This window comes from Kitasatospora sp. HPM-01-4 (assembly GCF_051374625.1).
GTDB lineage: Bacteria > Actinomycetota > Actinomycetes > Streptomycetales > Streptomycetaceae > Kitasatospora.
In genome coordinates this window covers 8,090,233-8,113,982 of the sequence record NZ_JBPQGP010000005.1, presented here as the reverse complement: position 1 = coordinate 8,113,982, position 23,750 = coordinate 8,090,233, and the positions used below count along the sequence as shown (strand labels likewise).

Below are 23,750 nucleotides of genomic sequence, written 5' to 3'. Positions count from 1 at the left end.
CCCCGGTCTTTCGACCAACCGGCGTTCGCTTCTTGGGCCATCCTGTTCCTGCTGAGGGATTCCGCTCTCCTTACGGTCGGCCTACCAGGAGCGAACTCCTGGACCTCATCAGGGTTTTCGTGTTCCGCATGTCGAAGATGCGGCTGGGGTGGGCGCCCTTTCTCCCCGGGACCAGCGGTGTCCGGCTCCCTGGACTTGCTCGATCCAGGGGCCACCTGACGCCTTACAGCGTCCGGGTCCTGCCCGCCGACTACTGACCATCAGCGCGGGTCCGACATGACGAGGATTCCTCAAGGGTTCACTCTCGTTCGCCCGTCCAGCCTTCCCCTCGCCTGTTGCTCCTCGATGGCCAAGGCGCCCTTGGGCTTGAACGCTCAGCTTCACACCCCGCCGTTGCCAGCGACGCATGTGAGCGCGGGGACAGATTCGGACACAAATCCGGAGGCATCTCGCTATGACTACCTCTTCACACGATCAACCTCACTTCGAACAAGCGACCTCACGCCGCACAGCAAGTTGTCGCATTGGATATCCCAAGGGGCCATCCAATTACACGCCGCCGCCTCGGACCGGACCGGACGCCTAGGCCGAGGCCGGGTTCTCCGCCCTGGCCCGGCTGCACGGATCCGTCGGCCGGAAACAGAAGCTGTACGTGGTCCGCGGCAAGGAACGCGGCCGATCTGATGATCGCCGACGACGGCCTTTCGGTACTGGTCAGCGCCTTCACCGAGGGCCGGGCAGCGTGGCGCGGCGTGGCGGACTCAGTGTCCTGATCGGCCAAAACGCCAGCGTGATCGGGTTCTCCGTCCTCGGCACCCTGGGTGTCGGGCCCCGTGGCCGGGCTGTCGGATTTCGCATGGCCGCGCCGATCGTGGGCAGACGCGATGGTCGAAGAGTCGTCCCGAGTCGAGGAGGCAGGCATGAGCGGCGCGGACAAGGTCCGGAACGTGGCGGAGAAGGCCAAGGGCCACGCCAAGGAAGCCGTCGGCAAGGTTGTCGGCGACCGTCCGACGGCGGCCGAGGGCAAGGCTGACAAGGTGAGCGCGGACGTCAAGCAGGCGGGAGAGAAGGTCAAGGACGCCTTCAAGGACTGACTCTCCACGACAGTCGGATGTCGGTTCGACCTGTCCGAGAACTACCGGGTGATGGCCGCGGCGAGCCTTTCGTCGTGGCCATCGTGTGTTCCGGGATCGTCGCGCTCGTCCCGATCGCTCCAGCCCGGCTACACTCGGCGGTCCTGAACCGGCACGAGCGTACGCAGACCGTCGAGCAGGGCGCCGAGATCGTCGTTCGGATGGCTCAGCTGGGGCCGGACGGCCCGACCGGCGGCCACTTCGGCGCGGTGGGCCGTCTACCCTGGCAGGCAACCGGTCCGTGGTACGGAGATCATCGCCGACCCGGTCACCGTGCCGCCGGCCGACCGTTCCGGTCCGGCCCTGGCCGGTGCCCGCGGCCCCGGCCGCTGTCGTGGCGATCCGCCGGCGCGGCGGCCCCGGACTCTACGGTGGTCCGATGACATCCGTTCTCGAGGTCGGAGTGAAATCCGTGATGGGCGGGTTGTTCGTGCTGGCCTTCGCACTCCTCGCGGAGGCCCTCCAGCCCAAGCGTCTGGCCGGAGTCCTCGCCGCCGCGCCTTCGGTCGCCCTGGGCAGTCTCATCGCCACCGTCGCTTTCAAGGGCCATCACGACGCGACCGTCGCCGCGCGCGGCATGGCGGTCGGTGCGGTCGCCTTCACCGTCTACTGCCTGGCCGCGGTCCCGGCACTCGGTCGTCTCGGTGCCCTGCGCGGTTCGGCCTTCGCCCTGCTGGTCTGGTGCGGTGTGGCGGCGATCCTGGCCGTTGCGATGGCCGGATGACCAGCCACCGGAACGACGGCATCCGGCTGGAGCTGCGCGCCGTCAGGCGGGTGCGTTCCAGGGACCTGCTGGTCCGCTTCGCCTTCGGTGCCGGCGTCTCCGCCCTTGCCGGAACGGTGACCGTACTCCTCGGGCCCTTCCCCGGCGGGGTGCTGCTAGCCTTCCCCGCGATCCTGGTGGCCAGCCTCACCCTGGTGGCGAAGGAGGAGGGTCTTCGCTCCAGCCGTGACGACGCCCGGGGCGCGGCCCTGGGCACGTTCGGGCTCCTCGCCTTCGCCCTGGCCACCGCTGTACTGATGCCTCGCGTTTCCGCCTGGGTGGCGCTGCCCGCCGCAACGGCGGCCTGGGCGGTGGTCGCCGGTTCGGCCTACGCCGTCGCACGGATCACCGGTCACGGGGGCGACGAGGGCTCACCCGAGGAAGACGGCCGTCAGCGGTCGCGCCGGTCGATGGACGGCTGACCGGGCGGCGGTCCGCTCGGCGTCGGGTCGCCCACCTACCGTCATCCGTGCGAGATGTTCCAGAAGAAGCAGGCCGCGCCGTCCAAGCCGTCGTCAGGCTCCGGCCGGTGCGCCGTCCCACCGGCCTGGGCGGCCTCGCCGTAGCCCGTCGAGAGGGCGGCTCGTCGAGAGCCCGGGACTGGACACCTCCGGGGTTCCGCCCTGGGCTCTGTGGTCGGGGCTTCAGCTGGTGAGGATCCGCTGGAAGAAGGAGCGGTACTGCTGGAGCGCCAGCCGAAGATCCTCGGTCTGAACCTCGCTCCTTCGGTTCCACTGCTGCTCCAGGCCCCGCTTGTGGTCCGCGAAGCTGGTGGCCAGACGCTGCATCAGATCCGCGACCAGTGCGTCCGCCGAGCTGACCGCCTCCCGCGGGTCGTCGACGAACTGGTTCTGGATCTCCAGCCAGCGGGACCTGAGCTCATGCTCGTCCTCCGGAGCGAACAGCGGTTCCTCACCGATGCCCGGCTCCCCCTCCGTCCGCTCCGCGGGCTCCCTCCCCTGCTGGTTTCCGCGTTCCTCCGGGGTCTCCTGGTCCTGGGCGGTTTCACGCTCCTCAAGGGTCTCCCGTCGCTCCGGCTCCTCCTCCACCGGGCCGCCTTCCCCCATCGCCGTCCCGGCGTCCGCTCCGGCGAGTCCCCCGGTGGCCTCGCCCGGGAACGTCGGACGTCCCCCGGCTGCCTCCGTCCCCTCCCGGTCCTGGCGCCGGGGTTCCTCCTGGGTGTCGGAGGTGCGGGCCAGATCCTCGGTGGTCAGGCGCTCTTCCTTGCTTCCGGCACTGCCTTCGTACTTCATCTGCTCCAACCCCGTTTCCGCTGCTTCATCCCATGTCCGTGCCGCCGGCCGCCCACCCTCGTTCCGGGCGCGTCGGACGGTCCCGAACGCCGTGTCATCTCCGTCCCCCGTCCGGTCGTCCTTCGCGACCATCACCGAGCAGCTCGTCGAAGAGCGCCCGGTAGTGCACCATCGCGCCGCGGAGCTCCTCGGTGGTCGCCTGGTGGTCGCGGACTTCCGCGTTCACCGCGTGGGCGGCCCGGAAGTGCTCCAGAGTGCGGCCGTGCTCCACGGACAGGTCCCGGAGCTGCTGCTCGTAGCCCTCCGTCGGGTATCCGCGCTCGCGCATGAGCACGGTGACCAGTCGGTCGGCCTGCTGCACCGCCTCGTCCGGCTGGTCCACGAACCGCTGCTGCACCTGTGTCCAGTCCTCGGCGTACCGCTCCCGCGCCGCGGCCGGCAGTGGCTTGATGTCCAGCCGGTCGTGGCGCTGCTCGCGGGCGTGCAGCTCCCGTTCGGCGGCGAACCTGCTCTCCGAGCGCTGGACGGTCCGGTCGTACTCGGGCCCGAAGCGCTCCTGGAGCCGACGACGGCGGGTGAGGTACCACGCCGTGACGGCCAGCAGGATGAGAACGACCGCGATGGGAACGATGATCTCGATAAGCGTTCCTGTCGACATCGAGTCCTCCCTGAGGCTCGGATAGCCAGCGGCTGCCCGGAACCGGCATCCCGAAACGCGGATCGCGGCGTCAGGGGCTGCTTCTCCGGTGGCCGCTCCCCCACCGAGAAGTCGCCGGGTCCCGCCGGAGGGGCCCGGCGGCCGACGCCCCCGGCGCGTCCGGCCGCCACGACAGGGCGGACCGTCGGGCGCCGGGTGTGTGAGACCGCCGTTCCTGGGCAAGCGCCGGGACCGGAGGTTGATTCTCATGGCTGTGCTGCTACTCGTACTGTTGCTGGCCCTGATCCTGGGCGGGCTCGGCTTCGCCGTCCACGTGCTGTGGTGGATCGCGCTCGTGGTGTTCGTCCTCTGGCTCGTCGGCTTCGCCGTGGGTCACCTGGGCGGCGCCAGATGGTACCGCTGGTGAGGTCCGTCCTTTCGCCGCTCCCGGTTCCACGGCCCGGCGACAGGACGTGCCCGCCCGGCCATCGGGTCGGCGGGCTCTGATCAGCCGACCGGGCCGAGGAGGCCCGGTCGGTCTCAGTCCCGATCGCTTCCGGCGGCACGCCTGCGGGCGTAGTAGCGGGCAGCCCGGACCCGGTCGCCGCAGCGGGTGCTGCACCACTGGCGCCTGCCGTGGCCGCGCAGTAGCAGCCGGCCGCAACCGTCGGCCGGGCAGACGGCCAGCTCCTCGGCCTCCGGTCCGCACAGCAGGCCGAGGGCGTCCTCGGCGATACGGGAGAGGGCCCCGGCGATCGGCGCGACGGCGGCGGAGATGTCCCGGCGACGCGGCCGGCCTCCCGCCGGCCAGTCGAGTCTGGGCACCGCCGGTGCCGCACGCAGCGCGGCGTTCAGGATGACCACGGCCTCCTGCTCCGGTTCCCGGCCGTCGGTCGCGGCGGTGAGCAACTCGCGGATCGCGTCGCGGAGTTCATGGAAACCCTCCACGGCGTCCGCGTCGAGGCTCGGCGGAGCTTCGGCCTCCGTGTGTATCCGGAGCCAGGCCGCCACCTGTTCCGGTGTGTCGAGCATGTCGACGGGGATGCCTCCGCGCACGGTCCGGGTGTTCACGAGGGCGAGCGCCGGCGAACGGTCCTCGCCCGGTGCGGCGGGCAGCGGATCGGGCCGACGGGTGGATGCGGTGTCGCTGGCTGGGCTCCCGGTCATGGCTCTCATGGTAACCATTGACCCTTTCCGTGAAGATCTACTAGCGTCTCACGGGACACAACAGTGGCATCCGTGAGAATTTCGGCTGTTGGCGTCCGTCGACGGCGGTCCGCTCCCCCTTCGGTGGTTGCCGGCACCGGGATCGGCCCCGCCTGTGCCGGTTTCCGATCGTTCCGTCCACCTGACGCGGCGTGCCGCAACCGGACGGATCCTTCGGGCTCCGGCGGCGGCGAGGAATCCGCCACCCGGTGGGCTGCCTCACGCGTCGCCTGACACGTCGTCCGGGCGGGACGTTCCGTCCCGGACGGCGGGCTGTCGCTGCTTCTTCAGGTATCCGTCTCTCATCCCTCACGAAGAGGAGACCATGCAGATCCGCTCCACCTCCGAATCCGACCGCGAGACCTTCCTGCGAACTCTGCTCAGCGCGTTCGGACAGTTCCCCACACCACCCGCCGAAGGCGAGGGCGCCTGGTGGTCGGCCTACGAGATGGACCGCAACCTCCTGGCCACCACCGACGAAGACCGCCCGGTCGGCACCGCCGGCGCCTACACCTTCGAGCTGACGCTCCCCGGTGCAGTCTCCGTACCCGTCCCCGGCGTCACCGCCGTCGGGGTACTGCCCACCCACCGCAGACAAGGCGTCCTCACCGCGCTGATGCGCCACCAGCTGCACCAGCTGCGCGCTGAAGGCGAGTTCCTCTCCGTCCTCCTGGCGTCGGAGGCCGTCATCTACCGCCGGTTCGGATACGGGCCGGCCACCTACACCCAGCGGCTGTCCGTACCGCGCCACCGCGCGGCCTTCGCGACCGCCGCGGCCCCCGGCACGGTGGAACTGCTGGAGCGCGCAGGCAACGACGAGCTACTGCACGACCTGTACGACCGCTACCGGCGCACCCAGCCCGGCGCCCTCTCCCGGCCCGGCCACTGGTGGCGGTCGGGTGCCGGACGACCGCCCGTCTCCCGCGCCAAGCGCCACATCGCCCTCCACCGGGACGCCGACGGCACACCCGACGGATACGCCAGCTACTCCGTGGCCGTCACCGATCCGGTCGCCTACGCCCGCACCCTCACCGTGGACGAGGTGATCGCCACCAACGACGAGGCCCATGACGCCCTCGCCCGCCACTGCCTGGAGCACGACCTCGTGACCACGGTCGTCTTCGCCAACCTCCCGCCGGAGCACCCGCTCCGCTGGCAGCTGGCGGACTTCCGCGCCGCGGAGGTGGCCGCCGACCACGACGGCCTGTGGGTGCGCCTGCTGGACGTACCCCGCGCCCTGGCCGCCCGCCGCTACCTCGCCGACGGAGAGCTCGTCCTGGACGTCGACGACCCGTTCCTGCGGGAGAACCAGCGCTACCTGCTCACCGTCACCAACGGCACGGCCGAGTGCGAACCCACCGACCGGGAACCCGACCTGTCCCTGAACATCAGCGACCTCGGCTCGGCTTACCTGGGCGGGGTCGCCCCGAGCACCCTGGTCCGGGCCGGCCGGATCCGCGCCCACCGTCCCGAGGCGGTCGGCCGAGCCGACGCACTCTTCGCAGCCGAGCGCCGTCCGCACTGCGTGCACTGGTTCTGAGCCGAAGCCACGGCCACCACGAACCGGTGGACCCGTCCGGCGTACCGGACATCGGCGGTGGCGCCGTCTCGCAGCCACTCGGACATCACGGACGAGAGCCGTGGTGCCCAATTCGTGGCGGAGCAAAGGCACTTCCGCGGCTCCGTGATCGCCGGCGCCGCGGCGGAGCGCGGATCGGGAGCGGCCGGTACGGCCGGTACGGGCCGTACCGGCCGGTGCCGGCCGCACCGCCGCGTCCACGCCGTCAGCGGCCGTGGAACGCCGCGGCGAGCCCGCGTTCGAGATCGGCGATCAGGTCGGTCTCGGACTCCAGGCCGACGGCGAACCGGACGAGGCCGGGCGGGACGCCGGCCTCGGCGAGCTGCTCCTCGGTCAGCTCCTGCCCCCACATGGCGGCGGGCCGGACGACGAGCGAACGCACGCCGCCCAGGCTCGCGGAGCGCGCGGGGACACGGAGCGCGGCGAGGAGCCTCTCCGCCGTATCGCTGCCGCCGCGCAGCTCGAAGCTCAGCAGCCCGCCGAATCCGCGCATCTGCCGCTTCGCCAGGTCGTGCTGCGGATGACCGGGCAGCCCCGGGTGGTTGACCTTCGCCACGGCCGGATGGTCCTCCAGGAACCGGGCGAGGGCGAGCGCTGTCCGGTTCTGGTGCTCCACACGCATCGCCAGGGTCCGCAGACCGCGCAGCGCCAGCCAGCCGTCGTGCGGACTGATGACCGACCCGATCAGGGTGTGCGTCTGCCAGATCCGGTCGACGAGGTCGGACCGGCCCAGCACGATCCCGGCCAGGACGTCCGAGTGGCCGGACACGGCCTTGGTGACGCTGTGCATGACGAGGTCCACGCCATGGTCGAGCGGGCGCTGGTTCACCGGTGTGGCGACCGTGTTGTCGGCGAGGGTAGGAATGCCTCGGTCACGGGCGAGCCCGGCGACCGCCTCCAGGTCCGTGATCTGCAGCAGCGGGTTGCCGGGGGTCTCCAGCATGATGAGCTTCGTGTTCGGCCGGAGGGCGCGCTCGAACGCCGCCGTGTCCGTCTGGTCCACGAGCGTGGTCTCGATCCCGAGCCGCGGTGCCAGGTCCTGAAGGAGGCTCAGGGTCCCCCCGTACATGCTCCGCTGCGCGACGATGTGGTCGCCCGCCCCGACGAGCGACAGGACGGTGGTCGAGATCGCCCCCATACCGGACGCGGTGGCCAGTGCGGCCTCGGCGCCCTCGACGGCCGCCAGGACCTTCTCCAGTCGCGCCTGTGTCGGATTGCCGTAACGGCGGTAGAACCGCTGCGCCCTGGTGGCGGAGCTCAGCTCCTCGAAGTCCTCGGCCGAGGCGGAGGCGAAGGGAACGGTCTGGTGGATCGGTGGTGCGATGTCGGGCTCGCCGTCGTCGGCGTCCGCGTGCACGAGCAGTGTCTCCAGCGTCATGGCGGTGTCCATGGGCTCAGCCTGCTGGCGAACCGGGCTTGAAATCGATATCCACTTGCCGGGAGATTGGACCCGGTGAACCTGATGGACCTCCGCGGCACCGGGCCGCTCTACCGGCAACTGGCCGACCGCATCCGCGACGCGGCCCGGCGGGGCGAGATCGGCGTCGGCTCGCGCCTGCCGTCCGAACGCGACCTGGCGCGATCGCTGGGGCTCAGCCGTACCACCGTCATCGCCGCCTACCGGCACCTGCGCGAGGAGGGCCTGCTCGAAAGCGCACGCGGCAGCGGGACGCGCGTGGCCGCCTCGGCCCGTTCGGTCGGACCCGCCGTGCCCGCGGCGGACCTGCCCGCGTCCAAACTCCCCGGCGAACGGCTCGACGGGGTCATCGACTGCGCGGGTTCCGTCCTCCCCGGGCTGGGCGGCCTGTCCGACGAGGCCCTGACCGTGACCGCCCACGACCTGCGCGGCCTCGCCGCGCGCTTCGACTACGAGCCGTTCGGCCTGCCCTCGCTCCGCGCGGCGATCGCCGATCGCTGCACGTCACTCGGGCTCACCACCACCGCCGACGAGATCCTGGTCACCAGCGGCGCCCAGCAGGCGATCGACCTGCTGTTCACCCTCTTCGGCAAGGACCGCGGGACCATCATCACCGAGAACCCGACCTACACCGGGGCCCTCGACGCCGCACGCGCCGCCGGCGCCACCGTCCTCGCCCTGCCCGTCGACGAGCAGGGGATCAAGGTGCGCGCGCTGCGTGAGGCACTGGACCGGTCACCGGCCCGGCTGATCTACCTCATGGCGACATGCCACAACCCGACCGGCACGGTGATGAGTTCCGCGCGCCGGCACGACATCGCCCGCCTGGCGCGAAGCACCGGAACGGTCATCGCCGACGACGCGACCCTGGCCGACCTGGCCTTCGACGCACGGCCCGGGCAGAGCCTCGCCGCCACTCCCGGCGGCGGCACCGTCATCACCATCGGCTCCCTGAGCAAACTGTTCTGGGCGGGCCTGCGCGTGGGCTGGATCCGCGCACCGCGCCACCTCATCACCCGGCTGGGCCGCCTCAAGGTCGTCACCGACCTCGGCACCTCGCACGTCGCCCAGCTCCTCGCCGAGCGCGCCCTGCCCGCCATCGACGGGACCAGGACCCACCGAAACCGTCAACTCACCGAACGGCTCGACCTCTTCTCCGGCCTGCTCCGCACCAACCTGCCCACCTGGTCGTGGACCCGCCCGCACGGCGGACCGTTCCTGTGGGTACGGCTGCCCACCGGCGACACGGAGGGGTTCTCCCGACTCGCCCTCCGCCACGGCGTACGCGTCCTGCCCGGCGGCAGGACCTCACCCGACGGCGCGTTCTCCGATCACCTGCGCGTCTCCTACGTCGCCGAGCCGGCCGACCTACGGCTCGCCGCCGAAAGGCTGCGCCGCGCCTGGGCCGAGCACGAGTCAGGCGAGGCCGGCTGAGCCGCGTCCGGCGTGACGGTCCGGCACGCCCGCGTCAGAACCGCCCCGGGCCGGCGCCCGCCTCGTGTCACTCCTCCTCGGAACCGCTGCGGATGCACGTCAGCACACCGGCCACCGAAGCGAGCCGCACCGTGAGCCGGCCGGCGTCGCCCTGCCCCTGCACCGACAGGGCCACCTCCACCGGACTCTCGAAGTCCTCGCCCGGGAGGGCCGTCGGGCTGGACAGCGTACGCAGTTCGAGAACGACGAAGCCCGCGTGTGTGCACTGATCGAGGAGTTCTCGCAGCACCCCCCGGCCGGGACGGTAGATGATCCGGTACGAGACCGTGGCCCTACGCAGTCCCGGCAAGCGGTCCAGCAACGGCTTGAGCACGTAGGAGACGGCGAAGTAGGCCACGACGGTCAGTGCCGCCAGCAGTGGCAGACCCGCGGCGGCGGCGGAACCCACGGCGGCCGTGAGCCAGATCGTGGCCGCCGTCGTCAACCCCTGCACCCAGCCCCGGTGCACGAAGATCACACCAGCACCTATGAAACCCAGGCCCGAGACGATCTGCGCCGCCATCCGTGAAGGGTCCAGCTCGACCGTACCGGCGTGCAGCACATCGGCGAAGCCGTACTTGCTCACCAGTGTGAACAGTGCCGCGCCGGCGCCGACGGTCGTATAGGTCCGCAGACCGGCGGCCTTCTGGCGGATCTGCCGCTCCACCCCGATCACGCCGGAGAGCAGCAGAGCGAGCAGGAACTCCACGACCTGGGTCCACCCCTGCCCTGCGGGCTCACTCGCCCACTGAGCGAACGTCATACGCACGACGCCCCCTTCTTCCGCAGCGCCCGCGGCGGCGGCAGCCGTCTCCGATGCGCGATGGCACGGCCGCACCGCCGACCTCCAACGCGGGGGTGCGACAACGCCCCTGTGCAGACAACGATCGTTCCCCGGCACCGGTGACGTCTGTCGCGCCGCCGGTTCCCACCCGGGGAGAATCCCGCCCCCGGACCGATGGTGTCGACAGCCGGACAACCTCAAGGTCTCGCCACTCTGTTGCCCAACTCCACTGAAGACCAGTGAAGTCGGGGCGCGTCACGGACGGATCCCGGCCGTCGACAGCGGCCGTGAGTGACGCGACGCCGGCGTTCTCTTCGTGCAGAGACGCCCGTTGTCGCCCTTGGCCTCCAGGCGCTCATGGCGCGTGTCCCAAGGTGCCCCAGGCTACTTCCAGTTACGGCGGGCGGCGGCAAACTGTCAACCCCTCGGACGACGCCACCAGCGCCCCGCGGCCGTCCATCACACGGGCGCGGCCGTCGGCGACCCTGCTGGTGCGCTCGGGCGCGAACCCCCGATGAACCTTTCGATCGACCGGCTCAAGGCGCGGCAGCGGCGGCCTGTCGACGTGCGAGGGCGTCGGACGCCTTGGCCGTGGCGTACAGCGAGACGGCCAAGGCGATGGCGAGGGCGGCACCGGCGGCGAGGACGCCGGCTGAGGACGCGGCCTGTGGACCGCGCGCCTCGGTCCTGGCCGAGCCGCTGAGGAAGGGCATGACCACGAGCACGGCAAGGCCGAGGGCGACCTCACCCCAGACGACCCTCGGGAAGTGCCGTAGCGTCAGGCGCAGGAGTGAGGCGGTGTCATCGGCGCGGCGGGCCCGCGCGATGCGGGGCATCAGCCAGAGCTGGTTGACGGCACCGGCCGCGACCAGGCCCAGGACCAGCAGGAGCTTCACCAGCAGGGCCAGGCCGTAGCCGGTTGTCCAGAGCTGGTCGATCGCACCGACGTGCCGCCAGCTCATCCAGAGACCGGACACGAGGACGGCGCCGACGCAGGTCATCGCGACGAGGCCGAAGCGGCGCCACATGTCGGCCCACAGCAGACCGGTGGAGCCGCCGAGGCGGCCTCGGGCGGCGACCAGGGCGACCAGTAGGGCCAGACCTCCGAGCCACACCGTGCCGCTGACGATGTGGATCTGGTCGAATACGAGATCCAGCACCCGGTCCGTGTCCTTCGGCGTGGTGGCGGGGACGGCGGAGATCAGCGTGGTCGCGAGCGAGAGCGGCAGTGCGGTGAGTGCGAGCGCGTCCAGTCGGTGCCGGGCGGCCGGCACGAACAGGGCGACCATGACGGCGGCCGTCAGCACCAGGACCGCGTTCTGGACGAGGTAGATCGTGCCCTGCGAGATCCAGGCCCCGTTGGCGGCGGGTGCGCGCAGGAAGTGCCATATCCGTCCGGGTGCGAGTGCCTCGGCGAACGGCATGCCCTTGCCCGCGCGAGCGAGGCGGGCGGCGAGCTGGAAGTAGCCGGCGACCAGCAGCACCACGCCCGACCAGGCGAGGTAGTGCGCCGACCGGCGGCGAAGCACCGCGACGTCACCGGCTTCGCTCGCCGGCGCCCGCAGCGCCGGGCGGACGGTGGTCGCGTAGGTGACGGTGGCGCCGATGGCTCCGCTCAGACCTGTGAAGTAGCCGGACTTGGTGAGGATCCGCCAGAGCGGAGGCATGGCGTATCCGGCCGTGTTCGCGGCCAGCACTATATCACTCATAAGGGAAGGCTAACCTAAGTTCTTGCCCTGATGTCCACCCCTGCGCCTGTTGCGCACTGCCCGCTTCATCGCGAGGATCCCGCACTGCGCTGGAGGATGAACCGGCCTTCGGGGCCCTGTGCGCGCACGGCGGCGACCTTCACACCTGCCAACAGGGGCACCGCCACTGCCCTCGCCCGTGGATCAGGCGAGGGAGATCTCCTCGATGATCATCGCGGTGCCGCCGACACGGACCAGCGGACCAACTGCACCGGGGCGGGTGGTGGCGGTGACGGTGGAGGGTTCGCCGAGCGAGTCCCCCATGTCGACCTCCAGTGCGGACAGGCCGTGGCCGGCGAGATGTGCGGCCAGGCATGCGGTGCTGTTGGCGTTGGCGATGTCCTCGGGGACACCGATGGAGGGTGCGAACATCCGGGCCGCGGCGCGTCCGTCCGGTGACGGCGTGCTGTAGACGTAGCAGCCCAGCAGTCCCAGTCGGTCGCAGGCGTCCCGCAGCCGGGTCATGTCGGGTGTCAGTTCCGCCAGGGCCTGACGGTCAGGGACTCGCACCAGCATCCTCGGGCGCCCCACCGAGGCGATCCGACACCGTACCGACGCCTGCTCAGGACCGATGCCCAGGGCGGAAAGGACCGGTTGCCGGTCCGCCGCGACAGGGGTGCGCAGCTGGACGGGCCCGGGATCGAAAGCCGCCTCGTACCGGTGGTCACCGCCGGTGGCCTGGCCGAGGAAGGTCCGGCCGCCGGCCCGCAGAACGGCCTCGTACTCCCGCGTCCGGGCGCGTTCGGCGAGTACCGCCAGCGCGGCCACGGTGCCGTGCCCGCAGGCGGGCAGCTCTCCGGCGGCGGTGAAGAAGCGCAGCGACACGGCCGGGCGGCCTTCCCCGTGTTCCCCGGTGGAGATGAACACGGCGTGCGATGTGCCCGCGGCGACCGGCACCGCACAGCGCTCGGCGGCACTCAGCCGCGCCTCGTCGACCACCGCGGTCGGGCTCCCGCCCCGGCCGGCGCGCTGACAGGCGTGGACGACGGTGACCGCGAGACTCACGGAAGCGGGAGGCCGGCCGAGCAGGAACGGGTGAGGAGCGGGCCCGGCATCCTGCGCACCCGGGTCGTCAGGGCGGTTGCCACACCGGCCCCCTTCGTCTCGCCTTCCGAAGCGATCGCCGATCGTAGCGCTTCGGAATTCGAAGCACCAATCCTGGAGGGGGAGTTGGGCGGTCTGCCACGGCAACACCGGCACGTGGCAGACCAGTTCGCACTCACCCCGTACGCCTTCCGGAACCGGCCTTCCGCGGCACACCGATCGCCGGTCCCACCTGATCAACCCTGCCGGACGCGCGGGCTCACGGTCATCCGGATGTCGTCGGCGGCCCAGAGTACGAACCGTTCGATCGGGGTCACCTGGTGGCCGGGTACCGGTCGGAAGCGAAAGCGCCTGAGCAGGACGGCCAGGAGCAGCTCTGCCTCGACCATCGCCAGGCCGGCGCCCTCGCAGGTGCGCGGGCCGAGTCCGAACGGGATCCAGGCCAGCCGTGGGCGCTTCGCGGATTCCTCGGGCGTGAACCGTTCGGGACGAAATCGCTCGGGCTCGGGCCAGTGGTCGGGGTTCAGGTGGACGGCCCAGAACGGGTAGAAGACCACGGCTCCGGCCGGGATCCCGTAGCCGCCGAGAGCGAGGGGCTCGGTGGTCTCCCGGGCTCCGTACGGGCCGGGCGGATAGAGGCGCAGTGACTCCTTGAGGACCATCTCCAGGTACGTCAGCCGTCGCAGGTCGGTGTACTCGGGCACCGTGCGGTCACCGAGCACGTGGTCGAGTTCGTCCGCGACGCGTCCGGCGGCCTCGGGGTGACGGCCGAGCAGGTGCAGGGTCCAGGAGACGGCGACACCGGTGGTGTGGTGGGCCGCGAGCATCGTCACGAGGACGGTGTCGCGGATCCGGGCGGGGCTCTGACCGGCCTCGATCAGCGCACCGATCAGATCGCCGCGGTCGGCTCGACCGCCTGATCGGTGCGCCGCGATCACCCGGTCGACCGTGGTGCGCAGGTAGGCGAGGGCCTGCTCGGTCCGCCCGGCGCGTTCCTCCGGGGTGCCGGGGAGCGGTGCCTGGTAGAGCCGTCCCAGGTATTCGGTCAGTACCTCCTCGAAGGCGGTGACGACGCCGTCCGGGTCCACGGTGTCGCCGCCCAGGGCGTATGCGCAGATCATGCGCAGCGACAGCGCGGTGAGGTCCTTCTGCAGGGCGACGGGTCCGCCGTCTGGCAGTGCGGCCCAGCGGTCGGCGAGTTCGGTCGCCAGAGCGGTGAAGCGGGCGAAGTGCCGTTCGTGCGAGGGACGTCCGGCCAGCACCGAGAGCAGGAGGCGGCGCCACGGGGCGTGTTCCTCGGCGGGGAGCACCTGCAGGTTGCCGGACTCGAACAGCGGGTCGAGGAAGGCGAACAGGCGCTCCGGCCGCCGGTCGAGGTGCGCCGTGGCCTCCAGCAGTACCGGGTCGGCGATCGACACGGCGGTTTCGGCGCCGGGGAGTTGGAACCGTACGACGGGCCCGTACTCGGTGTGCAGCCACAGCTGGTAGGTGTGCAGTCCGCCTGCCGCCGTGATGGCGCCGACCCCGCCGTCCGGCCGGGGCTGAGGACCGGGGATGGTCATCGGACCTCCTTCTGACTGGTCGTCCGATCCGTCTGTGCGCCGGGCGCCCCCGGGGGGCACCCGGCCGCGGGTACCAGTATCGCCGCGAGCGGCGGGGTGAGCCGGTAGCCTCGCACGGCGGCGGTGGGTCCGGCCCCGCGGTCAGACCGCGGGAGTACCGGTCACCAGTGGCCACAGCCGGCCCGCGCCGCTCTCCACCACGTGCCGGCCGATCCGCGCGGACCAGGCCTGCTCGTTGCCGTCCTCGTCCCGCCATGACCACAGCCGGGTGGTGGCCAGGCGCAGCGGGCTGAGCTCGGTGAAGCCGATCGCACCGTGCAGTTGGTGGGCGATGCGCGTGATCTCCCCCACCGAGGCGGACGCCTGTGCCGCGGCGGCCTGGGCCGCGAAGGCGGCGCTGTCCGGGTCGGCCGCCACGGTCGCGGCCGCCTCGAGGGCCGCGTCGACCAGGGCCGCCTCCTCGATCAGCTTCGCCTCCTCCTGCTTGACGGCCTGGAAGTGGCTGAGCGGACGGCCGAACTGGGACCGCTCCGCGGTGTGGGCCACCGTGAGCTCCACGCAGCGCCGCGCGGCACCCGCGATCAGCGCGGCCCGGGCCAGCCCGGCGCGCCGTTCGGCCTCGGCCAGGACCGCTTCCGGGACGCGGCGGACCCGTTCGGCGGGAACGGCCGTGTCGGTCAGGACGAGTTCGTCCCTGGGCTCGCCCGCCAGGTTGGCGCCCTGGAGCAGCCGGTAGTCGTCGGGTTCGAGCACGAGCAGCACCGGCCCGCCGGGACCCTCGGTCAGCACGACCACGGCCTGCGCGGCCCGCGCCCACGGCACCCGGGAGAGTGTGCCGTTGACGAGCACCGCGTCGTCGGTGCCGGCGGCTCCCCGCGGGCCGACCCGGCTGGCCGTGTCGACGTTGGCGAACCGGATCTCGAGCGGGCCCCGGGCGAAGGTGAGCGGCCCGGCCGGCAGGGCCATCCCGGCCTGGGCCAGCAGCGGGCGGGCGACCAGCAGGGCCTCGGCGAGCGGTCCCGGGCAGCCGTGGTAGCCGGCCTCACCGACCAGCGCGACCAGGGCGGCCGGATCGGCGTCCGGCGCGGGCAGCGCGTCGGCGGCGGTCAGGGAGTCCCACAGGGCGCGGGCGGCGTCGGCGGGCCGATCCAGTGCGTCGCCCGGGTGCCGGGCGAGCACGGCGGCGGGAGTACCGAGGTGATCGGTGGTCACGAGGAGAGCTCCGGGCCTCGGGTGATGATTCCGCGAAGGATCTCGTTGGTGCCGCCGCGCAGCGAGTTTCCCGGCGAGTGCGGGATCGCCGTGACGGGCAGTTCGGGGAAGGTGCCCTTGGTGGTGTCGGTGCGGGCTGGAACCGGGAGGATCTCCCGCGCCTCGCAGGCCTCGGGTGATGATTCCGCGAAGGATCTCGTTGGTGCCGCCGCGCAGCGTGTATCCCGGGGAGTGCAGGATCGCCGTGGCGAGCAGTTCGGGGAAGGTGCCCTTGGTGGTGTCGGTGCGGGCGGGAACCGGGAGGATCTCCCGTACCTCGTTGACGAGTTCGCCCTCGAAGCGGGTGCCGAGGTCCTTCACCAGGGCGGCCCGCACGTCCGCCGGGCGGCCGGCCTCCAGGGCGGCGGCCACTCCCAGTGACAGCTGCCGGATCGAGGACAGCCGTGCGGTCAGCCGGCCGACCCGGGCGTGCTGTTCGGGGGTGCAGGCCCCCCGCCGCAGCTGCTCGACGAGTGCGGCGAGCAGCGGCACGGTGGAAAGGAACCGCTCGGGCCCGCTGCGTTCCAGCGCCAGCTCACCGGTCACCTGCCGCCAGCCGTCCCCTGGGCGGCCGAGCAGGGCGTCGTCGCCGAGCTCGACGCCCTCCAGGTGGAAGTAGTTGAAGGTGTGCTCGCCGCTGAGCAGGCGGATCGGTTCGATCCGTATCCGCGGGTCGCGCAGTTCGACGATGAACTGGCTCAGCCCGGCGTGGCGGTCGTCGGACTCGTCGCCGGTACGGGCGAGCACGATGGCGTAGTCGTTCACATGGGCGCCGCCGGTCCACATCTTGGTGCCGGTCAGCTTCCAGCCGTTCTCGGTCCGTTCGGCCCGGGTCTCCACCGCCGCCAGGTCCGAGCCGGCGTTCTGCTCGCTCATGCCGATGGAGAAGAAGCACCGGCCGGCGGCTATCCGCGGCAGGAAGCGGCGGCGTTGCTCTTCGGTGCCGTGGCGCAGGATCGACGGCCCGGCCTGCCGATCGGCGACCCAGTGGGCCGAGACCGGGGCGCCGGCCGCGAGGAGTTCCTCGATGACGACGTAGCGTTCGAGGTTGCCGCGCCCGCCTCCGCCGTACTCGGTGGGCAGTGCCATGCCGACCCAGCCGCGCTCGGCGAGCCGGCGGGTGAAGCCTGGGTCCCAACCGGTCAGCCAGGAGTCGGGGCGGCCCATGACGGTCCCGGCGGCACGCTCCTCGGCCAGGAAGTCCCGTACCTCCTTTCGGAGTTGTCGCGTTTCGGGCGGTAGCTGGACGGCGCGGGCGCCGGTGGTGGGCAGGGTCATTGCGGTGCTCCTGTGGTCGTGGGCGGGTCAGTTGCCCGTGAAGTGCGGGGTACGGCGTTCCCGGCGGGCTTGGACGCCCTCGCGGAAGTCGGCGGTGGCGGTCGTCACCGGCTGGGCCAGGGACTCCCAGGCCAGGGCCTGCTCGACGGTCATCGGACCGCGGCCCAGGCCGTCCTTGGTGAGCCGCACCGCGAGCGGCGCCGCGGCGGCGATGGTGTCGGCGGCCGCGAGTGCGGCGGCGAGCACCCGGTCCGCGGGCAGGGCCTGGTGGACCAGGCCCATCGCGGCGGCCTCGGCGCCGTCGACGAGCCGTCCGGTGAGCAGCAGTTCGCGGGCGCGCGGCAGACCGACCGCCTCGGCGAGCAGCGCGGTGGTGGCCATCCCGGGGTGCAGGCCGAGGTGGACGAAGGGTGCGCCGAGCTTCGCGTCCGCGGCGGCGTACCGCAGGTCGCAGGCCAGGGCGAGGGCGAGTCCGGCACCGACCGCGTGGCCGTTCACGGCGGCGACCGTGGGTACGGGCAGGTCACGGACGGCCAGCCAGGTCCGGTAGAAGGCCGAGAGCCGGGCCCGGGCCGCTGCGGTGCCGAGGTGGTGTACGGCGGCCAGGTCGCCGAGGTCGGCTCCGGAGCAGAACGCGGGGCCGGTGCCGGTCACCACGACGGCCCGCAGATCGGGGTCCTCGCTCAGCGACCCCACGGCGGCGCGCCACCGCTCGGTAAGTCGGCCGTTCATCGGGTTGCGGTGGTCCGGGTCGGTGAGCGTCAGCACGGCGACTCCGCCCGGCCGGTGCTCGATGTGCAGGGGTTCCTGCTCGGTCATGATCGCTGCTCGATTCGTGTCGACGGCCGGTCAGGAGGCGGGGCGGAAGCCGATCTCGGCGAGCACTTCCGCGGTGTGCTGCCCGAGCCGGGGGCAGTGCCGGTGCAAACCCGCTGGCGTCCGCGAGAAGCGGACGGGCTGGCCGATCAGGTGGTAGCCGCCCTCGGTGGGGTGCTCGGCCCGCTGGAGCAGACCGCCCTCCCTCGCGTACGCGTTGGTGGCGGCCTCGGTCAGGCTGAGCACCGGTGCGGCCGGGATGCTGACCGAGTCGCAGAACCGCTGCCATTCGGCACTGGTGTGCCGTTCCGTGAACTCCCGGGCCAGTCCGTAGAGTTCGTCGGCATGGTGGGCCCGGTCGCCGAGTGTGCGGAAACGGGGGTCGTCGGCGAGCTCGGGGCGGCCCACGAAGCCGAAGAAGTCCCGCCAGTTGCGGTCGCTGTAGGGCAGGATGCACATCCAGCCGTCCGCCGTCCGGGAGGCCTTGCGCTGGGAGCTGAGCGCGCGCGGGTAGCCGATCGGCCCCTGGGGCGGGTCGAAGGTGGTCGCCGCAAGGTGCTCGACCAGATTGAAGGCCAGCATGGTGTCCGCCATCGGCACCTCGACGTGCTGGCCGGCGCCGGTGGCGTCCCGGTGGTGCAGGGCGGCCAGCACGGACTGCGCGATCACCAGCCCGCACACCTTGTCCGCCAGCACGGTGGGCACGTAGTACGGCTCGCCGCTGACCTGCTCGTTGAGCCACACCAGGCCCGATGCGGCCTGCACGATGTCGTCGTAGGCCGCGTGGTTGCCCAGTTCCGAATCGCTGCGGAATCCCTGGGCGTTGACGTACACCAGCCCTCGGTTGACCGCGGCGGCCTCGTCGTAGCCGAGCCTGAGGCGGGCCAGGGCGTGCGGGCGGACGTTGGTGATGAACACGTCCGCGGTGGCGAGCAGGGCCAGCAGCGCGTCGCGGCCCCGCGGGGTCTTGAGGTCGATCGCGACGCTGCGCTTGTTCCGGTTGAGGTTGAGCGCGCCCGCTCCCATACCGGGGTTGCGCAGCGGAGGGAACTGCCGGGTCATGTCCCCGGCCGGCGGCTCGACCTTGATCACATCGGCGCCCAGGTCGCCCAGCTGCTGGGCCGCGTACGGCGCCATGATCACACTGGCCAGCTCCACCACTCGTACCCCGGCGAGCGGGCCGGCACCCGCCTTCCGCTCCTGCTGTGACGACATCGCGGTCCTCCGGTGTCATTCGGAACCGGCCGGTCGCCGGTTGACGTACCGTCAGTCAACTCCCGGGGAAGCGATATCGTCCAATACTTCCTGGCCCGCCATTTCATATGCTGTTTCCTATGAATCCGACCCAGCGCCTCCTCTGATTCCGCCCTACCGCACCCCGGCGCCCTGCCGGGGCCGGCCCAGCAGGTGGCGCTCGTGCACCGGTCGGACGGCGGTGACGCGGCGGTCCAGCGGTCCAGCGGTCCACCGGACTGCTCGGCCCGCTCGCCCTCGCGGCCGGAGCGGAGCCTCCGGTGGCCTGCACGGCGTCGGCCGGACGCGACGGCTCCGCCCGCACGGAGGCGCGGGCGGAGCCGTGCCGGTCCGGGGCCCGGGCCCCGGGCCCCGGTCTCAGCCCCCGAGCCGGGCGAACAGCTCAGGGTGACCGGCCAGGGCCTCGGTCAGCGCCTGCTTGACGAACGGCTCGTAGCGGGCGGCGTCGGCGGCGGCCCAGTCGATCGCGCCGAACGGCGGCTTCGGGTCGTACTCGATCAGCAGCTGCACCTGCCGGGCGGTGTCCTCCCCGGCCAGCCGGCCGACCAGGTGCAGCGCCATGTCGATGCCGGCCGAGACGCCCGCGGCCGTGACGTACCGTCCGTCCTCGACCCAGCGGTCGGCCACCGGGGTCGCACCGAAGGGGACGAGCATGTCGCGGAAGAGCCAGTGCGTCGCGGCCTTGCGTCCCTCCAGCAGCCCGGCGGCGGCCAGCAGCAGCGAACCGGTGCAGACCGAGGCGACCACCGACGCGCCGGCCGCGGCCCGGCGCAGCCGGGCGAGCAGCGTCTCGTCGGCCATCGCGGCGATCGTCGGCACCAGACCGCCGGGCACCACCAGCACGTCGGGGTCGGGGACTTCGTCGAAGGTGTGGCTGGGCACGACGGACAGCGGGGTGTCGGTGCCCATCGGCTCGATCCGCTCGCCCAGCACGACCGTCCGGAAGCCCGGCACGGTGTCCGCCAGCGCGGAGCAGACCTGGAGCGGCCCGCCCATGTCGAGCATGGTGAATCCCGGGTAGGCGACGAAGGCGATGGTCCGGACCGGCTGTCCGGTCCCGGTGGTGGTGGTCATGGCTGAACTCCTCGGTGGCTGTGGATGGCACGGGCGGCGGCGCTGCGAAGGAATCCCGGTCAGGCTCCGGCCGTGTCCCGGTCGCGCTGCGGCCGCCTTGGAACCACCGTCGCCGCAGGCCCGGGGCGGCGGCAACCGGCACCCCGTCCGGTTGTCCGGAATCCTGCGATCCCCGGCTGACGGACCGGTGGCGGCGTAGGCTGGCGGCCATGACGACGACTTCCCGCCAGGTGGTGATCATCGGTTACGACCAGGCGGACCTGCTCGACATCGCCTGCGTCGCCGACACCCTGGACGCCGCCACCCGACTCGGCGCCGAACCCGCCTACGACGTACGGCTGGCGAGCCCGCACGGCCGGCCCGTCCGCTCCTCGGCCGGGCTGGTCCTCATCAGCCAGGTCGCCGTGGAGCGGGTCCGCGGTCCCCTGGACACCGTGCTGGTCGCCGGCGGCCCCGGCCATCTGACGGCCACCGCGGACGCCGGTCTCGTCTCCCACGTCCGGCGGCTGGCAGCCTGCAGCCGCCGGGTGGCCTCGGTCTGCACCGGTGCGAGCGTTCTCGCCGCGGCCGGCCTGCTGGACGGCCGGCGGACCACCACCCACTGGGCGTACGCCCGCGAAATGGCCGACCGGTACCCGGCGGTCACGGTCGACCCGCGCCCGCTCTACATCATCGACGGCGACGTCCACACCTCGGCCGGCGTGACCAGCGCGCTCGACCTCACGCTGGCCCTCGTGGAGGCCGACCACGGACCCGAGCTGGCCCGGCTGGTCGCCCGCTGGCTGGTCACCTACATGCAACGCCCCGGCAACCAGGCGCAGTTGTCCATCTACGTCAAGGACGCGCCGCCCGAGCACCGGATCCTGCGCAAGCTCGTCCTGCACATCACCGGCCACCTCGACACCGACCTCGACGCCGCCACCCTCGCCGCCCTGGCCGACATCAGCGAACGGCACCTGTCCCGGCTCTTCCTCGACCGGCTGGGCCAGCCTCCGGCCCGCTACATCCGCACCGCCCGCACCGAAGCGGCCGCCCAACTGCTGGAGGCCACCGCGCTCCCGCTCTCCGCCGTCGCCCGGCGCTGCGGCTTCGGCTCCACCGAGACCCTGCGCCAGGCCTTCCACTCCCACTACGGGATCTCGCCCTCGGCCTACCGGCTGGCGCTCCGCGCCGGCCCGCCCTCCGCCGGGTTACCGGTGCCGTCGCAAGCGGTTCCGGCGAGCGCCGTCGACGACCGCGGATGAGGCCGAGGTAGGCCCACCACGACGGCTGACCGGCCGTCACCGTCCCTCCACGGCCGCACGACCCACCCGGCAGCGGGCACCACCGGCGGGCCCGGGCCGGCCACCGGGCCACAATGTCGCCATGACCTTGATCTACATCCTGGCCGGAGTACTGGTCCTGCTGATCACGGTGGCGAGCATCCTGCGCACGCTGGTGGTGCCGCGCGGGCTGTACTCGCTGCTGGTCCACCGGCTCTGGTCCTTCCTGCGCACCACCCTGAGACGGCTGGCGGTGCTGCTCGGCGACGGCTACCGGGCGCACGACCGGGCACAGACCTGGCTCGCCCCGCTGATGCTGGTCGGCATGCTCGGCACCTGGCTGATCGGGATGCTCTGTGCCTACACCCTGCTGCTGCACGGCACCTCCGGGCTGGACTGGGGTGCCTCCTTCCGCGAGGCCGGCTCCAGCCTGTTCACCCTGGGCTTCGCCAGCAGCGACCGGTTGCGGCTGAGCGCGCTGGACTTCCTGGCGGCGGCCAGCGGTCCGCTGACCATCGCCCTGCTGATCGGCTACCTGCCCACCCTCTACGGCTCCTACAACCGGCGCGAGGTGGAGGTGACCCTGCTGGAGTCCCGGGCCGGTGAGCCGGCCTGGGGGCCCGAACTGCTGGCCCGCCAGTGGCTGGTGGACACCGAGACGGCGCTGCCGCAGCTCTACCGCGACTGGGAGCGGCTGGCCGCCGACATCGGCGAAGGACACTCCAACTACCCGATGCTGCTCTCCTTCCGCTCCCCGCGGCACAACCGCAGCTGGCTGATCGCACTGCTCGCGGTGCTGGACGCGGCCGCGATCCAGCTCGCCATCAGCCCGAGCTCGGCTCCGCCGGAGGCCCGGCTGGTGCTGCGCGCCGGGTTCACCGCGCTGCGCGACATCGCGCAAACCGTGCACATCGACTTCGACGCCGATCCCGAACCGGACGCCCCGATCCTGCTGGAGTTCAAGGAGTTCGACGCGGCGGTCGCCATGATCGTGGCGAGCGGTTACGTCCAGGAACGTGAAGTCGCCGACGCCTGGCCGCACTTCAGGGGCTGGCGGGTCAACTACGAGTCGATCGTCTATGAGCTGGCCCGGCGCCTGGACGCCGTCCCCGCCCTCTGGTCCGGCCCCCGCGACTTCCCGTTCACCCCGATCCCGCCCAGCCGCCCGGCCGACCGCCGGCCCCGGAGCACCGCCGTCTGACGACGCCGGAGCACCCGCGGTCCGACGGCGCCGCCAAGAATCCGTCAGAGACGCGCCGTCCGCCGCAAGTGGTCCGTCAAGCCTCCGCCTCCCCGGGCGGAAAAGGGAGTTCACTGGGAGGGTGCCCAACCCTCCTGTCCCGAGGCCCGCCGGGGTGGCGCCCGTGCTGCCCCGTCCGGTGGTCCGCGGCGCGAGCCGCCACCCGCTCCTCGACTCCTTCTTCCGCCCCGAGACGCCCGGGCCCGGCACCCTGGCGGCGCACGTCCTGCTCACCGGGAACGGCGCGTACTGGGCCGACCGGCCGCTCTCCCCGCGCACCCTGCTGGTGCACTGCGGCCCGCACCGGCTCCTGCGCGGCGAGCCGCGCCTCCTCGCTCCGGAGCGGCTCGCCCCGCTCGGACGGGGCCAGTTCAGCGCGCCCGAGCGCTTCCTCCCGTTGCTCGGCCGGACCTTCGACCCGGTCATGCCCTGGGTGCGGGTGATCTGCGTCCAGCAGCGCCCTCCCCGCCCGGTGGACCTTCCCCCCGGCATCAGGCTGCGTCCGCTGACCACGGCCGCCGCGGCGGCCCAACTCGCCTCCCTGGAACCGGGACTGGGCTGGATCACCGAGACCTGGGGGCCGAACGGGCCGAACCGCGCCCCGGCCGCGGCGGCCGGAGCCTGGGGCGCCTTCTTCCGGGGCCGGCTGGTCTCGGTGGCGGCCACCTATCTGCGCGGACTGGTCCACGAGGACGTGGCCGTGGTGACCGTACCGGAGTTCCGCCGCTCGGGCCTCGCCCTGGCCTGCGTCGGCGCGGTCACCGGCGCCGTCCGCCGCCGCGGCCGGATCCCCACCTGGACGGTGCCCGCCTCCAACGGCCCCAGCCGCGCCCTGGCCGAGGCGGCCGGTTTCGTCCCGGTGCGCCAGGACGTCGTCTACTGGGCCGGCCCGGCCCGCTGAACACCACCACCAAGTCACCGGCCCGGCCCGGTGGGCACCACCGTCAGGCCCGGCCCGCCGAGCACCGGTCAGGGC

The 23,750-nt window shown here is 72.4% G+C and carries 21 protein-coding genes and 1 pseudogene; 10 read left to right on the top strand and 12 right to left on the bottom strand.

From position 1 onward, the window contains the following. The first annotated feature begins 920 nt into the window (after positions 1-920). From ACSMTC_RS35080 to ACSMTC_RS35065, 4 genes and pseudogenes are all read left to right on the top strand, one after another. The gene (locus tag ACSMTC_RS35080) at positions 921-1,094 is read left to right on the top strand and encodes a CsbD family protein (protein ID WP_436563777.1); all 174 of its coding nucleotides are present in this window, start codon (positions 921-923) and stop codon (positions 1,092-1,094) included. 114 nt (positions 1,095-1,208) lie between these two features. Then, positions 1,209-1,360 (top strand): annotated as a pseudogene (locus ACSMTC_RS35075) (short-chain dehydrogenase); the annotation flags it as partial. Between the two features lie 152 nt (positions 1,361-1,512). Further along, the gene (locus tag ACSMTC_RS35070) at positions 1,513-1,857 is read left to right on the top strand and encodes a DUF3147 family protein (RefSeq protein ID WP_436563776.1); all 345 of its coding nucleotides are present in this window, start codon (positions 1,513-1,515) and stop codon (positions 1,855-1,857) included. Further along, the gene (locus ACSMTC_RS35065; RefSeq protein ID WP_436563775.1) at positions 1,854-2,318 is read left to right on the top strand and encodes a DUF3147 family protein; all 465 of its coding nucleotides are present in this window, start codon (positions 1,854-1,856) and stop codon (positions 2,316-2,318) included. The genes ACSMTC_RS35070 and ACSMTC_RS35065 overlap by 4 nt, the downstream gene beginning before the upstream one ends. Before the next feature lie 222 nt (positions 2,319-2,540). Here ACSMTC_RS35065 and ACSMTC_RS35060 read toward each other — a convergent pair whose 3' ends face one another. Then, positions 2,541-3,149, bottom strand: a complete 609-nt coding sequence (locus ACSMTC_RS35060) for a hypothetical protein (protein WP_436563774.1) — start codon at positions 3,147-3,149, stop codon at positions 2,541-2,543. Between the two features lie 94 nt (positions 3,150-3,243). Next, a complete protein-coding gene (locus ACSMTC_RS35055; RefSeq protein WP_436563773.1) occupies positions 3,244-3,807 on the bottom strand; it encodes a hypothetical protein in 564 nt (187 codons plus the stop codon). A gap of 247 nt (positions 3,808-4,054) precedes the next feature. Between ACSMTC_RS35055 and ACSMTC_RS35050 the strand changes: the two genes are divergently transcribed. Next, positions 4,055-4,213 carry a hydrophobic protein gene (locus ACSMTC_RS35050; protein WP_436563772.1) on the top strand — a complete coding sequence of 53 codons (159 nt, stop codon included), beginning with the start codon at positions 4,055-4,057 and terminating at the stop codon, positions 4,211-4,213. A gap of 113 nt (positions 4,214-4,326) precedes the next feature. On the opposite strand, the gene ACSMTC_RS35045 is transcribed toward ACSMTC_RS35050, so the two are convergent. Further along, positions 4,327-4,953 (bottom strand): CGNR zinc finger domain-containing protein, encoded by a 627-nt coding sequence (locus ACSMTC_RS35045; protein ID WP_436563771.1) that lies wholly within the window; start codon positions 4,951-4,953, stop codon positions 4,327-4,329. Positions 4,954-5,317: 364 nt separating this feature from the next. Here ACSMTC_RS35045 and ACSMTC_RS35040 point away from each other — a divergent pair, with 364 nt between their 5' ends. Then, the gene (locus ACSMTC_RS35040; RefSeq protein WP_436563770.1) at positions 5,318-6,532 is read left to right on the top strand and encodes a GNAT family N-acetyltransferase; all 1,215 of its coding nucleotides are present in this window, start codon (positions 5,318-5,320) and stop codon (positions 6,530-6,532) included. Between the two features lie 244 nt (positions 6,533-6,776). On the opposite strand, the gene ACSMTC_RS35035 is transcribed toward ACSMTC_RS35040, so the two are convergent. Beyond that, positions 6,777-7,961 (bottom strand): trans-sulfuration enzyme family protein, encoded by a 1,185-nt coding sequence (locus ACSMTC_RS35035; protein ID WP_436563769.1) that lies wholly within the window; start codon positions 7,959-7,961, stop codon positions 6,777-6,779. Between the two features lie 72 nt (positions 7,962-8,033). Between ACSMTC_RS35035 and ACSMTC_RS35030 the strand changes: the two genes are divergently transcribed. Further along, positions 8,034-9,422 carry an aminotransferase-like domain-containing protein gene (locus tag ACSMTC_RS35030; protein WP_436564899.1) on the top strand — a complete coding sequence of 463 codons (1,389 nt, stop codon included), beginning with the start codon at positions 8,034-8,036 and terminating at the stop codon, positions 9,420-9,422. A 67-nt stretch (positions 9,423-9,489) separates the two neighbouring features. Here the strand turns inward: ACSMTC_RS35030 and ACSMTC_RS35025 are convergent, their stop codons facing one another. The 8 genes from ACSMTC_RS35025 to ACSMTC_RS34990 all read right to left on the bottom strand — a co-directional run bounded on the left by ACSMTC_RS35025 (position 9,490) and on the right by ACSMTC_RS34990 (position 20,272). Next, positions 9,490-10,224 (bottom strand): MgtC/SapB family protein, encoded by a 735-nt coding sequence (locus tag ACSMTC_RS35025; protein ID WP_436563768.1) that lies wholly within the window; start codon positions 10,222-10,224, stop codon positions 9,490-9,492. Between the two features lie 557 nt (positions 10,225-10,781). Further along, a complete protein-coding gene (locus ACSMTC_RS35020; protein ID WP_436563767.1) occupies positions 10,782-11,954 on the bottom strand; it encodes a CopD family protein in 1,173 nt (390 codons plus the stop codon). A gap of 183 nt (positions 11,955-12,137) precedes the next feature. After that, on the bottom strand, positions 12,138-12,998 hold the full coding sequence (locus ACSMTC_RS35015) for a PhzF family phenazine biosynthesis protein (RefSeq protein ID WP_436563766.1): 861 nt from the start codon (positions 12,996-12,998) through the stop codon (positions 12,138-12,140). 275 nt (positions 12,999-13,273) lie between these two features. Further along, positions 13,274-14,599 (bottom strand): cytochrome P450, encoded by a 1,326-nt coding sequence (locus ACSMTC_RS35010; protein ID WP_436563765.1) that lies wholly within the window; start codon positions 14,597-14,599, stop codon positions 13,274-13,276. A gap of 141 nt (positions 14,600-14,740) precedes the next feature. Beyond that, complete coding sequence (locus tag ACSMTC_RS35005) at positions 14,741-17,128, bottom strand: acyl-CoA dehydrogenase family protein (RefSeq protein WP_436563764.1); 2,388 nt, start codon at positions 17,126-17,128, stop codon at positions 14,741-14,743. A gap of 27 nt (positions 17,129-17,155) precedes the next feature. Continuing rightward, positions 17,156-17,947, bottom strand: a complete 792-nt coding sequence (locus tag ACSMTC_RS35000; protein WP_436563763.1) for an enoyl-CoA hydratase/isomerase family protein — start codon at positions 17,945-17,947, stop codon at positions 17,156-17,158. Between the two features lie 30 nt (positions 17,948-17,977). Beyond that, on the bottom strand, positions 17,978-19,159 hold the full coding sequence (locus tag ACSMTC_RS34995; RefSeq protein WP_436563762.1) for a CaiB/BaiF CoA transferase family protein: 1,182 nt from the start codon (positions 19,157-19,159) through the stop codon (positions 17,978-17,980). A 396-nt stretch (positions 19,160-19,555) separates the two neighbouring features. Beyond that, complete coding sequence (locus ACSMTC_RS34990; RefSeq protein ID WP_436563761.1) at positions 19,556-20,272, bottom strand: DJ-1/PfpI family protein; 717 nt, start codon at positions 20,270-20,272, stop codon at positions 19,556-19,558. 209 nt (positions 20,273-20,481) lie between these two features. Here ACSMTC_RS34990 and ACSMTC_RS34985 point away from each other — a divergent pair, with 209 nt between their 5' ends. From ACSMTC_RS34985 to ACSMTC_RS34975, 3 genes are all read left to right on the top strand, one after another. Beyond that, positions 20,482-21,516, top strand: coding sequence for a GlxA family transcriptional regulator (locus ACSMTC_RS34985; protein ID WP_436563760.1), 1,035 nt, complete (start codon positions 20,482-20,484; stop codon positions 21,514-21,516). Positions 21,517-21,637: 121 nt separating this feature from the next. Next, positions 21,638-22,735, top strand: coding sequence for a hypothetical protein (locus ACSMTC_RS34980; protein ID WP_436563759.1), 1,098 nt, complete (start codon positions 21,638-21,640; stop codon positions 22,733-22,735). A gap of 121 nt (positions 22,736-22,856) precedes the next feature. After that, positions 22,857-23,675 carry a GNAT family N-acetyltransferase gene (locus ACSMTC_RS34975; protein WP_436563758.1) on the top strand — a complete coding sequence of 273 codons (819 nt, stop codon included), beginning with the start codon at positions 22,857-22,859 and terminating at the stop codon, positions 23,673-23,675. Positions 23,676-23,750: the final 75 nt, after the last annotated feature.

Coding starts and splice junctions, on each gene's coding strand:
- ACSMTC_RS35080 (WP_436563777.1), top strand. CDS start 921: ATGAGCGGCGCGGACAAGGTCCGGAACGTGGCGGAGAAGGCCAAGGGC.
- ACSMTC_RS35070 (WP_436563776.1), top strand. CDS start 1,513: ATGACATCCGTTCTCGAGGTCGGAGTGAAATCCGTGATGGGCGGGTTG.
- ACSMTC_RS35065 (WP_436563775.1), top strand. CDS start 1,854: ATGACCAGCCACCGGAACGACGGCATCCGGCTGGAGCTGCGCGCCGTC.
- ACSMTC_RS35060 (WP_436563774.1), bottom strand. CDS start 3,149: ATGAAGTACGAAGGCAGTGCCGGAAGCAAGGAAGAGCGCCTGACCACC.
- ACSMTC_RS35055 (WP_436563773.1), bottom strand. CDS start 3,807: ATGTCGACAGGAACGCTTATCGAGATCATCGTTCCCATCGCGGTCGTT.
- ACSMTC_RS35050 (WP_436563772.1), top strand. CDS start 4,055: ATGGCTGTGCTGCTACTCGTACTGTTGCTGGCCCTGATCCTGGGCGGG.
- ACSMTC_RS35045 (WP_436563771.1), bottom strand. CDS start 4,953: ATGACCGGGAGCCCAGCCAGCGACACCGCATCCACCCGTCGGCCCGAT.
- ACSMTC_RS35040 (WP_436563770.1), top strand. CDS start 5,318: ATGCAGATCCGCTCCACCTCCGAATCCGACCGCGAGACCTTCCTGCGA.
- ACSMTC_RS35035 (WP_436563769.1), bottom strand. CDS start 7,961: ATGGACACCGCCATGACGCTGGAGACACTGCTCGTGCACGCGGACGCC.
- ACSMTC_RS35030 (WP_436564899.1), top strand. CDS start 8,034: ATGGACCTCCGCGGCACCGGGCCGCTCTACCGGCAACTGGCCGACCGC.
- ACSMTC_RS35025 (WP_436563768.1), bottom strand. CDS start 10,224: ATGACGTTCGCTCAGTGGGCGAGTGAGCCCGCAGGGCAGGGGTGGACC.
- ACSMTC_RS35020 (WP_436563767.1), bottom strand. CDS start 11,954: ATGAGTGATATAGTGCTGGCCGCGAACACGGCCGGATACGCCATGCCT.
- ACSMTC_RS35010 (WP_436563765.1), bottom strand. CDS start 14,599: ATGACCATCCCCGGTCCTCAGCCCCGGCCGGACGGCGGGGTCGGCGCC.
- ACSMTC_RS35005 (WP_436563764.1), bottom strand. CDS start 17,128: ATGACCCTGCCCACCACCGGCGCCCGCGCCGTCCAGCTACCGCCCGAA.
- ACSMTC_RS35000 (WP_436563763.1), bottom strand. CDS start 17,947: ATGACCGAGCAGGAACCCCTGCACATCGAGCACCGGCCGGGCGGAGTC.
- ACSMTC_RS34995 (WP_436563762.1), bottom strand. CDS start 19,159: ATGTCGTCACAGCAGGAGCGGAAGGCGGGTGCCGGCCCGCTCGCCGGG.
- ACSMTC_RS34990 (WP_436563761.1), bottom strand. CDS start 20,272: ATGACCACCACCACCGGGACCGGACAGCCGGTCCGGACCATCGCCTTC.
- ACSMTC_RS34985 (WP_436563760.1), top strand. CDS start 20,482: ATGACGACGACTTCCCGCCAGGTGGTGATCATCGGTTACGACCAGGCG.
- ACSMTC_RS34980 (WP_436563759.1), top strand. CDS start 21,638: ATGACCTTGATCTACATCCTGGCCGGAGTACTGGTCCTGCTGATCACG.